General features: G+C 73.7%; 12 protein-coding genes. 7 read left to right on the forward strand and 5 right to left on the reverse strand.

The features are described 5' to 3' along the window. The 4 genes from AB0O00_RS17095 to AB0O00_RS17110 form a co-directional block, all read right to left on the reverse strand. Positions 1 to 267: DUF742 domain-containing protein (locus AB0O00_RS17095; protein ID WP_363652547.1), on the reverse strand; the 267-nt coding region annotated here is incomplete at its 3' end. Positions 268 to 329: 62 nt separating this feature from the next. Then, entirely contained in the window at positions 330 to 791 is a 462-nt protein-coding gene (locus tag AB0O00_RS17100) for a roadblock/LC7 domain-containing protein (protein ID WP_363652524.1), read from the reverse strand. After that, entirely contained in the window at positions 788 to 3,490 is a 2,703-nt protein-coding gene (locus AB0O00_RS17105; RefSeq protein ID WP_363652526.1) for a nitrate- and nitrite sensing domain-containing protein, read from the reverse strand. Before AB0O00_RS17105 ends, AB0O00_RS17100 begins: the two co-directional genes overlap by 4 nt. 424 nt (positions 3,491 to 3,914) lie before the next feature. After that, on the reverse strand, positions 3,915 to 4,607 hold the full coding sequence (locus AB0O00_RS17110; protein ID WP_363652528.1) for an FCD domain-containing protein: 693 nt from the start codon (positions 4,605 to 4,607) through the stop codon (positions 3,915 to 3,917). A 164-nt stretch (positions 4,608 to 4,771) separates the two neighbouring features. Between AB0O00_RS17110 and AB0O00_RS17115 the strand changes: the two genes are divergently transcribed. After that, entirely contained in the window at positions 4,772 to 6,478 is a 1,707-nt protein-coding gene (locus AB0O00_RS17115) for a 2-isopropylmalate synthase (protein WP_363652530.1), read from the forward strand. Positions 6,479 to 6,586: 108 nt separating this feature from the next. Here the strand turns inward: AB0O00_RS17115 and AB0O00_RS17120 are convergent, their stop codons facing one another. Next, complete coding sequence (locus tag AB0O00_RS17120) at positions 6,587 to 6,895, reverse strand: hypothetical protein (protein ID WP_363652532.1); 309 nt, start codon at positions 6,893 to 6,895, stop codon at positions 6,587 to 6,589. A gap of 488 nt (positions 6,896 to 7,383) precedes the next feature. On the opposite strand from AB0O00_RS17120, the gene AB0O00_RS17125 reads away from it, so the two are divergent. From AB0O00_RS17125 to AB0O00_RS17150, 6 genes are all read left to right on the forward strand, one after another. Beyond that, positions 7,384 to 8,295 carry an urea transporter gene (locus tag AB0O00_RS17125; RefSeq protein ID WP_363652533.1) on the forward strand — a complete coding sequence of 304 codons (912 nt, stop codon included), beginning with the start codon at positions 7,384 to 7,386 and terminating at the stop codon, positions 8,293 to 8,295. 133 nt (positions 8,296 to 8,428) lie between these two features. Beyond that, on the forward strand, positions 8,429 to 8,734 hold the full coding sequence (locus tag AB0O00_RS17130) for an urease subunit gamma (RefSeq protein WP_363652535.1): 306 nt from the start codon (positions 8,429 to 8,431) through the stop codon (positions 8,732 to 8,734). After that, positions 8,735 to 9,535: a cobalamin biosynthesis protein CbiX gene (locus tag AB0O00_RS17135; RefSeq protein ID WP_363652537.1), complete on the forward strand. Its 801-nt coding sequence runs from the start codon at positions 8,735 to 8,737 to the stop codon at positions 9,533 to 9,535. It abuts the gene before it with no gap. A 60-nt stretch (positions 9,536 to 9,595) separates the two neighbouring features. Further along, a complete protein-coding gene (locus tag AB0O00_RS17140) occupies positions 9,596 to 10,006 on the forward strand; it encodes an urease subunit beta (protein ID WP_363652539.1) in 411 nt (136 codons plus the stop codon). Next, positions 10,006 to 11,730 carry an urease subunit alpha gene (gene ureC, locus AB0O00_RS17145; protein WP_363652541.1) on the forward strand — a complete coding sequence of 575 codons (1,725 nt, stop codon included), beginning with the start codon at positions 10,006 to 10,008 and terminating at the stop codon, positions 11,728 to 11,730. The genes AB0O00_RS17140 and ureC overlap by 1 nt, the downstream gene beginning before the upstream one ends. Positions 11,731 to 11,804: 74 nt before the next feature. Further along, positions 11,805 to 12,485 carry an urease accessory UreF family protein gene (locus tag AB0O00_RS17150; RefSeq protein ID WP_363652549.1) on the forward strand — a complete coding sequence of 227 codons (681 nt, stop codon included), beginning with the start codon at positions 11,805 to 11,807 and terminating at the stop codon, positions 12,483 to 12,485. Positions 12,486 to 12,622 lie beyond the last annotated feature (137 nt).

The raw sequence follows: 12,622 nt of genomic DNA on the forward strand, positions 1-12,622 counted from the left end.
CAGGCCCTGGGCGACCAGGTCGCCGAGCAGGATCTTGGTGACCGAGACCGGGAGGTCCAGGCCGGCCGCCACCTCGGCGACCGCGGCCGGGCGGCGGCAGCGGTCGAGGATCGCCCGGTGTTCGGGCTGGAGGGTGCGGACGCCGCCGCGGCTGCGCGCGAGGGCCCGGGCGGCCTCCTCCTCGTCGGTGGTGAGCACCGTGATCAGGGTGAGGTCGTCGCGCTCGGGTGCGGTGCGGCCGCGGGTGATGGTGTACGGGCGCACCATCGTCCCGTCGGCGTAGCCGTCGTCCTCGTCGTCGAGTTCGCTCCAGTGCGGGCCCACCCGCGTCAGCCCCGCCCGCCGGCGCCGGGCCTGCGGGCGTCGAAGGCGTCGAAGGAGCCGGGGGCGGCCTCGCCGCGGGCGGGAGTGCCGAGCTTCTGGCCGACCTGCTGCACGAGGGTGTGCATGGCGACCGACATCACCTCGGCGTCGACCTCCTGGGAGGCGACGACCGCGAGGTGGGTGCCCTGGGCGGCGGCGATGACGAACAGCCAGCACTCGGCGAGCTCGACGATCACCTGGTGGACGGGCCCGCCGTCGAAGAGCCGGCCGACGCCGCGGGCGAGGCTCTGCTGCCCGGTGGCGACGGCGGCCAGGCGCTCGGCGTCGGCGCGCTCGATGCTGCGGGAGTGGCTGACGACCAGGCCGTCGTCGGAGAGCAGGACGGCGTTCCTGGTCCCGGGGACCGAGTCGACGAGTCCGTCCAGCAGCCAGTCGAGGTCCTGGTGGGTGGCGGTCGTGCGGTTCATGACTGGTCATCCGTTCGTGTCGTTCGGGGGTCCGCGGCCGGCGGCGCCCAGGGGGAGGGCTCCGGTGCGTGTGCCGGAGTGCCGGCGGTGGGGGCAGTGGGGGTCTCCTGGGAGCCGCCCCGGCCGGGGCGGCCCTGCCCCGGGAGGCCCTGGCCGCGGGCGGCCCGCGACTGGCGCTGGAAGGCGCCGATGGTGGCGCCGGAGCGGCGCACCGGGCGCTGGAAGGGCCCGCCGGCGGGCTGTCCGTCCGCCGCGGGGGTGACGGCCGCCGGGCGCTCGGGCTCCGCGTGCCCGCCGGGGGGCGGCGGGACGCGCAGCTCGGCGGCGAGGCTGGCCTGGCGGATGCGCTGCGGCAGCGGCGGCTGGTGGCCGTCGGCGGCGCTGAGCGGCACGCCGGAGGCGTACTCGCGGCGCCGCCGTTCGGCCAGCCGGTAGTGGTCGGCCGGGCGGTACTGCTCGTCGGCGTACGGCGCCTCGGCGTCCGTCACGCAGGCGTAGGCGATGTCCGGGTAGGCCGGGGACTCGTGTGAGGGCGCCTCGTCGAGGGACGTGTCCGGGGCCGGGGAGCTGTGCTCGATCGGCTGGTCGGCGTACGGGTCGGCGTACCGTTCAGTGCGGGGGTCGACGTATCGGTCGGCGCGCGGCGCACGCGCCGTGGTGCCGGAGGGCCCCGGCTCGCCCGCCGGCCGGACGTACTCGACGTGCCCGAAGGCCTCGGCGGGGACGGGCTCCGCGTCGGCCGTCCCGAAGGCGTCCACCGGGGCGAACGCCTGGACCGGCCGCGTTGCCGCCGCGGGCGCCTCGTCGGAGGCCGTCATCAGCGCCTTGCGCGAGCGCCGCACGAGCGGGATCGGCCCGGCGGCCGCGGCCGGCGCGTGGGCGGCGTCCGGCAGCCCGGCGTCGCCGTCGATGACGAGCTCGGCCGGGACGAGGACGACCACCCGGGTGCCGCCGAACGCCGAGGGACGGAACTCGACCCGCAGGCCGGTGTTGGCGGCCAGCCGGGCGACGACGTGGAAGCCGAGGCGGATGTCGTCGCCGCGCTCCAGGATCTCCATGCGCGCGGGCGGGCGGAGCATCAGCGCGTTGGCCGCGTCGTACTGTTCCGGGTCCATGCCGAGGCCGCGGTCCTCGATCTCCACGGCGAGCCCGCGCCCGACCATGGCGGCCCGGACCTCGACCGGCGTGGGCGGCTTGGAGAAGGTTGTGGCGTTCTCCATCAGCTCCGCGAGCACGTGGGCGACCGGCCCGACGGCCCGCTCGGAGAGCCAGGGGTGGCCCTCGACGTCCAGCATGATCCGCCGGTAGTCCTGCACCTCGCCCTGCGCGGCGCGCAGCACGTCCAGCAGCGGGACGGGCTTGCGCCAGCGCCGCTGCGGCTGGCCGCCGGCCATGATGACGAGGTTCTCCTCGTAGCGGCGCAGGCGCGCGGTGAGGTGGTCGAGGTCGAACAGGCCCTCCAGGACCTCCGGGTCCTCGTGCTTGCGCTCCAGCTCGTCCAGGCGGCGCAGCTGGCGGCCGATCAGCAGCTGGGTGCGGCGGGCGATGCGCTGGAGCAGCCGCTCGAAGCCGCGGTGCTGCTCGGCCTGCCGCACGGCGGTCGCCAGGGCGGAGGTGCGGGCGGCGTTGAGCGCCTGGCCGAGGGTGGCCAGTTCGTCGCTCGCGCCGCTGCGCAGGGTGGCGGCGGCGGCCGTGATGGCGCGGCTCTCGGCCTCGACGTCGACCTGCTCGCCGCGCCTGAGGCGCTCGACGACCTCGGGCAGGGTGCGCTCCAGCTCCTCGGCCTGGGTCCGGATCTCCTGGATGCGGCGGCGCAGCGAGCGGCTGAGGCGCCAGCTCGCGACGCCGATCGCGATGACGAGGACCAGGCCGACGACGGCGGTCAGCACGACGGTGGTCAGGAGCGAGAAGATGGAGTCCAGGCCGACCTCGACCACGCCGTCGGTGCGGGTCTCGATGGCCTTGACGAGCTGCGGGTTGACCTGGTCGACGGCCTGGCGCCACTGGTCCTGCATCGGCGGCAGCTTGACGGTGGCGCCGCCCGGCTCGGCGGCGGTGGGCCTGGTGAGCGCCTGCTCGACGGCCGTCTTGGCCTGCCAGGACGGGCTGTTCATCAGGTCGTGCCAGGCGGGCGCCTCGCCGGCCGGGACGTAGGGCGCGATCTGGACGGTGAACAGGTGGTCCTGTGCGCCGATCGCCTCCTGCACCTGCTGGTAGTCGGCGACGGCGAGCCGCCCGGAGGGCCAGCCGCGGGCCAGGATGGCGTCCTCGCGGGCGAGCATCTCCTTGGCCCAGAAGGCGTTGACGAGGGTCTTGGAGATCCAGGTGATCTCACCGGTGTCGACGTGGCTGAGCGCGGTGAACAGCCGCAGGTCGACGGCGATCAGGTCGGTGTAGTAGCCGTACAGCGACTGCTGGTCGATGGTGGCGCGGTCGACGGCGGCCCGCTGCTCGCCGAGCCGGTCGAGCGCCTGGCGGGCCTCGGTGACGGCGGTGCGCACCTCGGCGGGGGCCTCCTCGGCGGTCTCGCCGGAGAGCGTCTGGAACCGGCGCACCGCGTCGTCCGTCAGCTGCCGCTGCCTGCGCAGCTGGTCGGCGTTGGCGCCGGGCCGGGCGAGCGCCTCGGCGCTGAGCCGGCGCTCCTCCTGGAGGTTGTAGTAGACGATGTTGGACGGCTGCCCGGCCTTCTGGGCGAGCATGCCCTGGGCGGCCTGGCGCTGGAAGGAGGAGAGCGTCTCGCCGCTGGTGACCGCCCAGAGCAGGGCGAGGGCGATGCTCGGGACGACGGCCAGGACGAGCAGTGCCGTCCGCAGGGACAGGCGCGGACGCCTGCGGGGGGCCTTCGGCGTCGGGGGCCGCCGATTCGCACGCGCGCGCAGAGCTACTCCTTAGGGAGGGCTTTTTGACGAAGCGATACTAGTCATACCGTGTTATTGGAGTGAAAGCCCGTTCGCCGTCTGGACGGTGCTCGCACACCGCTCGGACACAATGTCACCTTCCCGTTGACCGTCCGCTGACGAACCACCCCCGGTTCTGAAGCCTCCTGACCCAGTGTCATGCACGCGGCTGCCAGGCGGGTGGCGCCCGTGTGAAAAGTGCGTGACGCCCATCGCGGACAGGCCGTCAGGTGCCCAGCAGCCGCGCCCGCGTCGCCTCCAGCTCCTCCGCCAGCACCCGTCCGGCCCCCTCCGGGTCGGCCCGGTGCAGGGCCCCGACCAGCCCCGCGTGGGCGTCGTAGCCGTGGTCCGGGTCCCCGGCGCGCAGCCCCAGCAGTCCCACGAGCGCCACCAGGTGCTCCCGCAGGACCGGGACGAACTGGGCGAACAGGTCGTCCAGCACCGGGTTGTGAGCCGCCGCCACGACGGCGCTGTGCAGTGCGATGTCCGCGTCGACGAAGGCCGCGTCGTCCGCCGCACCGGCCGCGAGGCGCGCCGCGAGCGCGGCGTCGACGGCGGCGAGGTCGGCGTCCGTCCGGCGCTGCGCCGCCAGCCGGGCCGCCTGCACCTCGACCATCGTGCGCACCTCGTAGACGTGCGCGAGCTCCGCCCGGCGCAGCCGGGTCGTCCAGTCCCCGGCCGGCCGGTCCGCCGTCACGAAGACGCCCGCGCCCTGGCGGCTCTGCACCAGGCCGGCCCCGGCCAGCGCGCGCAGCGCCTCGCGGACGGTCGAGCGGCCGACGCCGAGCTCCTTGGCCAGTGCCACCTCGCCCGGCAGCTTGCCGCCCACCGGCCAGTGGCCCGAGGTGATCTGCTCCTCGATCCGCGCGGCGGCCTGTTCGACCAGGGGTGAGGGGCGCAGGGGGCCGATCGGGGACATCGCGTTCACCTGTCAGGTTGTCTGAGGAGTTGTGTTGTGGCTACTCTACCGGCCATGCAGCAGCGGCGTCTCCTCCTCGGTGGCCGCAGCGGGGTCTGACCGGACCGGCACCCCGCTGCGGGGCGCCGTCCTGCCGGTCACCGGTACCCACCGAAGGACCCCGCATGTCCGTCCCGACCCTGCGCACCACGACCCTGCGCGCCCCGGCCGGCCCCGTCCCGGCCGGCGCCCCCGCCTGGAACCCCCAGCGCGGCGGCGCGATGCCCTCCCACCGCTACCGTCCCGCCCACGAGCGGGTCCACGTGCCCGCGTTGCTGCGGCGCTGGTCCGGGCGGCGGATCGAGCGGGCCCCGCTGTGGGTGCCCGTCGACCTGCGCGACGGCAACCAGGCGCTCGCCGAGCCGATGGACCCGGCGCGCAAGCAGCGGATGTTCGACCTGTTCCTCGCCATGGGCTTCAAGGAGATCGAGGTCGGCTACCCGTCCGCCAGCCGGACCGACTTCGACTTCGTGCGCCAACTCGCCACCGTGCCGGGGGCGGTGCCGCAGGACGTCACGATCGTCGTCTTCACCGCCGCGCGCGCCGACCTCATCGACCGCACCTTCGAGGCCGTCGAGGGCCTGCCGCGCGTGGTCGTCCACCTCTACACCGCGACCGCCCCGGTCTGGCGGGACGTCGTCCTCGGCCGGAGCCGGGAGGAGGTGCGCGAGCTGGTCGTCGGGGCCGCCGAGCACATGGCCCGGCGGGCCGAGGGGCGCGAGGGGGTCCGCTTCCAGTTCTCGCCCGAGGTCTTCAACCTGACCGAGCCGGACTACGTCCTGGAGGTGTGCAACGGCCTGACCGCGCTGTGGGACGCGAGCCCCGACCGCCCGGTGGTCCACAACCTGCCCGCGACCGTCGAGATCGCCACCCCCAACGTCTACGCCGACCAGATCGAGTACCTGCACCGCCACCTGGAGCGGCGCGAGTCGGTCATCCTCTCCGTCCACCCGCACAACGACCGCGGGACGGGCGTCGCGTGCGCCGAACTCGCCGTCCTGGCCGGGGCGCAGCGCGTGGAGGGCTGCCTGTTCGGCAACGGCGAGCGCACCGGCAACGTCGACCTGGTGACCCTCGCGCTCAACCTGCACACCCAGGGCGTCGACCCGATGCTCGACCTCTCCGACATCGACGGCATCCGGCGCACCGTCGAGCACTGCAACCGGCTGCCGGTGCACGAGCGGCACCCGTACGCCGGGGACCTCGTCCACACCGCCTTCTCCGGCACCCACCAGGACGCCATCAGGAAGGGCTTCGCGCACCACGCCAAGGTCGCGGCCGAGTTGGGCGTGCCGGAGCGGGAGGCGCCGTGGGAGGTGCCCTACCTGCCGGTCGACCCGGCGGACCTCGGGCGCGACTACGAGGCCGTGATCCGCGTCAACAGCCAGTCCGGCAAGGGCGGGATCGCCTACCTGCTGGAGAGCGGGTACGGGCTGGAGCTGCCCCGGCGGATGCAGATCGAGTTCTCGCGCGTCGTGCAGGAGGCGACGGACGACAGCGGGCGCGAGGTGACGGGGGAGGAGCTGTACGAGCTGTTCCGCGCCGAGTACCTGGACGCGGCGCCGCCGTGGGCGTGGACGGTCACGGACGACCGGGCCGAGGTCGACGGCCGGGCGGGGACCGGCGCCGGCCCGCTGGACGCGGTGGCCGACGCGCTGGGCGTGGAGATCCTGCACTTCAGCGAGCACGCCGTCGGGTCCGGCCCGGACGCGGTCGCGTACGTGGAGGCGCGGATCGGGGACGAGGTGCGCTGGGGCGCGGGGCGCGACGCGTCCGTCCTGACGGCGGGCGTGCGGGCGGTGCTCAGCGCCGTCGGCCGCGCGCGGGGCTGAGCGGGCGGGGCTGAGCGGGCGGGGCTGAGCGGGCGGGAGCGATCGCGCGGGAGCGGGAAGTCGGCCACGTCGACTTCCCGCTCCCGGCGCGGAGCCCCGCCGGGCGGGTTACTGGAACGTCCGGAGCACGAGCCCGTCCCGCCCGCACAGGACGACCCTCGTCGGGGCCTGCTTGCCCGCGGTGACGAAGTGTTCCCTGATCTTCCCCGCCGCGTCGCGCAGGGCGGCCTCGGTGGCGTCCGAGATCGGGCCGTGGGTCTGCCAGTGCATCGTCAGCTCCCAGTGCTGGCCCCGGCCGCCGCCGCGCGGGGCGGTCGGCTCGGCGTCGAGGTCCAGCCGGTCGAGCAGTTCGAGGATGGCGTTCATGTCGGTGCCGTCGATGTGGGCGAAGTCCTCTTCCACCAAAATCGCATCCATGTCCGACCCCCTACCCGCCGCGGACCGGACAACTCCGGCGTCACGCCGGAAAACCCGCCGTCACTTCGGGAACCCGAGGTCGCGGTGCGGGTGTCCGAATTGCCGGACAGGAGTGGTTTCGGGTGGGTTTCATGAGCACGGAGGCCTTCTCTGCTCCCTCGGCCATGAGTAAATCTTCGCAAAGAATGACTTTCTTCAGCGGGGACTCCGACCTGCAGATTCAACAGATTGTTGCAGCTCAGGGGCGAGATGATCACCCGTCGTCATTCGCCCGTAACCTGACGTGTGCGAGCATGTCGGCGATCCGCGGGAGTACGGTTCCGAAGGAATCGCGAGTCGTTCGTAACGGCACGTCAGGGCGTGTCGAACAGCTTCGCCGAGTACTTCGCCATGCGGTGAGAAGCCGTAGCGGGAATTGGTGCGACGAATTGGGTCAGGAAAAGGACGGGCCGACGGCCCAGGCGGGCCCTCGCCCGATATCCGTCAGGGTGGCGATCGAAGTCCTGCGCGGAATCGCCCAGGTGGATTTCGTGCCGTCGGCGCTGTGCGGCCTCTTCTTCACGGCCGCGCTCGTCGCCGCCGGCTGGCAGTACGGCGCCTACGGCCTGCTCGGCAGCGCGGTGGGCACCGGCACCGCGTACGCGCTGGGGCTGGCACCCGCGGCCGTCGGGGCGGGGCTGCACGGGTACAACGGGTGCCTGGTGGCCCTGAGCTGCGCGGTCTTCCTCGACCCCGGGCACCCGGCGACCCTCGTCGTCGCGGTGCTCGGCGCCGTCGTCTCCGTCGTCCTCACCGCGGGCCTCACCAGCCTGCTCGCCGCCCGGCGACTGCCCGTCCTCACCGAGCCGTTCTGCCTCGTCGCCACCGCGACCGCGGCGGCGGCGCCCGGCTTCCGTCAGCTGTGGCACGGCGCCCCCACCCCGGCCGCCCTGCCCCTGCCCGCCACCGGCCCCACCGGGCCGACCTGGGACCAGCTCTGGCAGGGCTTCTTCGCCAACATCGGCCAGATCTTCTTCATGCCCCAGTGGTACGTCGGCCTGCTGTTCCTGGCCGGCCTCCTCGTGGCCAGCCGCCTCGCCGCCCTCGCCGCCGGCGCGGGCAGCGCCACCGCGCTGCTCACCGCCTGGGCGCTCGGCGCACCCGCCGAAGCCGTCGGCGAGGGGCTGCTCGGCTACAACGGAGTGTTGGTGGCGATGGCCCTGTGCGGGGTGTTCGTCGCACCCGGCGGATGGAGCGCGGCCTACGCCCTGCTCGGCGCGGCCACCGCCACCGTGCTGACCCCGGCGCTCGCCGCCGTGACCGCGCCCTTCGGCGGCCATGCCTTCACGTGGCCGTTCGTCGTTACCACAGTGCTGTTCCTCGCGGCGGTGCCGGCCGTGCCACGGCTGCGCCGGGCCTGAGGGTCCGTCCCGTTCCCCGAACTCCATTGCGTCCCTCGGAAGTTCCTCGGAAGTTCCTCGGAACTTCCTCCGAAGCTCCTCCGAGGATTCTCCGAGGTTTCTCCGAAAAAGCCGGAAAGGAAGCGTGATTCCCGTGAACCTGTCCCCGCGCGAGATGGACAAGCTGTACATCTACGTCGTGGCCGATCTGGCCCGCAAACGCCGCGACCGCGGCGTGAAGCTGAATTACAGCGAGGCCTGCGCACTGATCAGCGAGGCCATCATGGAGGGCGCGCGGGACGGCCGGACCGTCGCCGAGTGCATGGAGATCGGCAAGCAGGTCGTCGGCAACGCCGACGTCATGCCCGGCGTGCGCGAGATGCTCCCGCTGCTCCAGGTCGAGGCCGCCTTCCTCGACGGCACCAAGCTCGTCTCCTGCCACGACCCGGTCGGTGCCTGAGTGACGCCCGGCCGCCCGGCCGCCACCGTGGTGCTGGCCGGCGGGCACGAGAGCGGCCACGCCCGCGACCTCGCCCCCCTGGTGGAGCGCGAGCCCGCCGTCCACGCGGCGGCCGCCCCGGGCCGTGACCTCGCCGCGGCCGTCCGCTCGGCGCTCGCCGCCGGCGACGGACCGGTGTGCGTCGTCCCCATGACGCTCGGCCGCGATCCGAAACTCGTCGCCGACAGCGCCCGCGCCCTGCGCTGGCTCGCCGCCGGGGAGGCCCGCGGTCGGCTCGCCCTCACCGCGCCGTTCGGCGCCGCCGAGCACCTCGTCGGCTGGCTGCGCGCCGCGGCCTCGGCCGGCCCCGAACTGGACCCCGACGGCGCGATCCTGGTCACCGCCCCGGCGGCCGGCCCGTTCGAGGACGCCGAACTCTTCCGGATCGCCCGGCTCGTCCGCCAGTACGGACACCACCGCTGGGTGGAGGTCGCCTTCGAAGGCGGCGACCCCGACCCCGCCGAAGGCGTCGAGCGCTGCCGCCTCCTCGGCGCCCGCACCGTCACCGTCGTCCCGGCCTCCTTCGGACGGGCCGTCACGCAGGCGCAGGACGACGTCCGCGTCGGCGGCCCGCTGCTGCGCCCGTCCGCGATCGCCGGGGTGGTCGCGGCCCGCACGGCGACGGCCCTGCACCTGCTCGGCCACGGCGAGGACGGCATCGCGGCCGGGCTCGACGCCGAGCACGGGCACGGGTACGCGCACAGCCACGGCCCGGGCGGTGACCACGGTCACGGTCACGCGCACAGCCACAAGCACCACTGAACGAACCCACTGAAACCCACTGAACGAACCCACTGAACCGAGGGAGAGGAAGGGCCAGCCATGTCTGGTGGCGCCACGTACCTGTACGGCGACGACCCGGTGGAGATCAACGCCGGCCGCGCCACGGTCACCGTCACGGTCAGCAACACGGGCGACCGGGCGATCCAGGTCGGTTCCCACTACCACTTCTTCGAGGCCAACCGCGCCCTCGACTTCGACCGCAACGCCGCCTACGGCAAGCACCTCGACATCCCGGCCGGCACCGCCGTGCGCTTCGAGCCCGGTGACACCAAGGACGTCACGCTCGCCGAGTTCGGCGGCCACGGCCGCCTGGTCGGCTTCGCCAACCTCGTCGACGGCGGCATCAAGTCCCCCGACACCCGCGCCCGCGCCATCGGCCGGGCCATCGCGCTCGGCTTCAAGGGCACCAGCCTCGACCACAAGGACGACCGCAAGGAAGGCACCCTCTGATGGCCATGCTCTCCCGCAAGCAGTACACCGACCTGTTCGGGCCCACCGTCGGCGACCGCTTCCACCTCGCCGACACCAACCTCGTCGTCGAGGTCGAGAAGGACTTCAACCAGGGCCACTACGGCGACGAGGCCGTCTACGGCGGCGGCAAGGGCATCCGCGACGGCATGGCCCAGGACCCGGCCGCCACCTCCCTCCAGGGCGCGCTCGACCTGGTCATCACCAACGTCGTCGTCCTGGACGCGGTCCTCGGCGTCGTCAAGGGCGACATCGGCGTCAAGGACGGCTTCATCACCGCCGTCGGCAAGGCCGGCAACCCGCACACCCAGAGCGGCGTGCACCCCAAGCTGGTGATCGGCCCCGGCACCGAGGTCATCTCCGGCGAGCACCTCATCGCCACCGCCGGCGGCGTCGACACCCACATCCACTTCATCGCCCCGCAGCAGGCCCAGGAAGCCCTGAGCAACGGCATCACCACCCTCATCGGCGGCGGCACCGGCCCCTCCGACGGCACCAACGGCACCACCTGCACGCCGGGCCCGTGGAACATCCACCGGATGTACCAGGCCGTCGAGGACCTCCCGGTCAACGTCGGCCTCCTCGGCAAGGGCAACGGCTCGCTGCCCGGCGCCCTGCGCGAGCAGGTCGAGGCCGGCGTGTGCGGCCTCAAGGTGCACGAGGACTGGGGCAGCACCCCGGCCGCGATCGACACCGCGCTGCGCGTCGCCGACGAGTACGACGTCCAGGTCGCCATCCACACGGACACCCTCAACGAGGGCGGCTTCTTCGAGGACACCCTCTCCGCGATCGACGGCCGCACCATCCACACCTTCCACACCGAGGGTGCGGGCGGCGGCCACGCCCCCGACATCATGCGGATCGCCGGCGAGGCCAACGTCCTGCCGTCCTCGACCAACCCGACCCTGCCCTACACCGTCAACTCCGTCGACGAACTCCTCGACATGGTGATGGTCTGCCACCACCTCAGCCACGACATCCCCGAGGACGTCTCCTTCGCCGACTCCCGGGTGCGCGCCGAGACCATCGCCGCCGAGACCGTCCTGCACGACGAGGGCGTCATCTCGATCTTCTCCTCCGACTCGCAGGCCATGGGCCGCATCGGCGAGTCCTTCACCCGCGCCTTCCAGACCGCCCACCACTGCAAGGACCAGCGCGGCAAGCTCGCCGGCGACACCGACCGCAACGACAACTTCCGCGTCCTGCGCTACCTCGCCAAGCTCACCATCAACCCGGCCATCGCCTCCGGCACCGCCGACCACATCGGCTCCCTGGAGCCCGGCAAGCTCGCCGACATCGTGCTCTGGCCCATCAACTCCTTCGGCGCCAAGCCCAAGATGGTCATCAAGGGCGGCGTCATCAACTGGGCCCTCATGGGCGACCCCAACGCCTCGCTGCCGACCCCGCAGCCGGTCTACTACCGCCCGATGTACGGCGCGCTCGGCCGCGCCAAGCAGGCCACCCGGGTCTCGTTCATGTCCCGGGCCGCGATCGACCTCGGTGTCCCGGCCGAACTCGGCCTCGACAGCCGCGTCCTGCCCGTGCAGCACTGCCGCTCGGTCGGCAAGCAGCACATGCTCCGCAACGACGCACTGCCGAAGATCGTCGTCGACCCGGAGACCTACAAGGTCACCCTGGACGGCGAGCCCGCCACCATCGAGCCCGCCCGCGAACTCCCGCTCAACCACCTGTTCTACCTCGCGTGAACGGCCCCGCCGCCCCGGACCCCGTCGCCTCGGACCCCGGCGCCCCGGACCCCGCCGCCCCGGACCAGGGGGCCCTGGACGCCCTGCTGGTCTGCCTCCAGCTCACCGACTCCGCCTTCCCCAGCGGGTTCTACACCCTCTCCCACGGGCTGGAGGGCTACGCCCAGGCCAAGGCAGTCACCCCGGACACCATGCCGGACCTGCTCACCGACCTGCTGCGCCACTCGGTGGGCCCGGGCGACGCCACCGCGCTCGTCCTCGCCCACCGGGCCGCGACGGCCGGCGACTGGGACCTGCTCGCCGAGGTCGACGAACGGCTGCACGCGACCAAGCTCAACCGCGAACTGCGCCTGGCCTCCACCCGGACCGGACGCCAACTCCTGGACATCGCCCGGGAGTCGCTGGGCGGCGAGCCGCTGGAGCGGTACGCGGAGCTGGTCGCCGCCAAACGCGCCCCCGGCTCGCAGGCGGTCGCCGCCGGGGTCGCGTACGCCGCGGCCGGCGTCCCGGCCGAACAGGCCGTCACCGGCGACCTGTTCGCGTTCTGCACCAGCTTCGTCGGCGCGGCCCTGCGGCTGCGGCTGACCGACCACCGCAAGGCGCAGGTCGTGCTGCGCTCGGTCGCGCCGGTGCTCCAGGAGGTCGTCCGGGCCGCCCTGGCACGGGAGTTGGCCGACCTCGGCGGCTGCGTGCCGGTCGCCGACGCGATGTCCGGGCGGCACGAGCGGGCCGAGGCCCGGCTGTTCATGAGCTGACCGGCCGCGGGGGGGGCCCCCCGCGCGCCGCCCCACCGGGCCACACCCCCCCCAGGGGGGAACGTGTGGGGGGAAGGGGGGCGCGGGGGGGGCGGGGGGCCCCGCCGGGCCCGGCCGGGAGGGCGGGTGGAGGCGCG

The organism is Kitasatospora sp. NPDC093558 (genome assembly GCF_040683475.1).
Lineage (GTDB): Bacteria > Actinomycetota > Actinomycetes > Streptomycetales > Streptomycetaceae > Kitasatospora.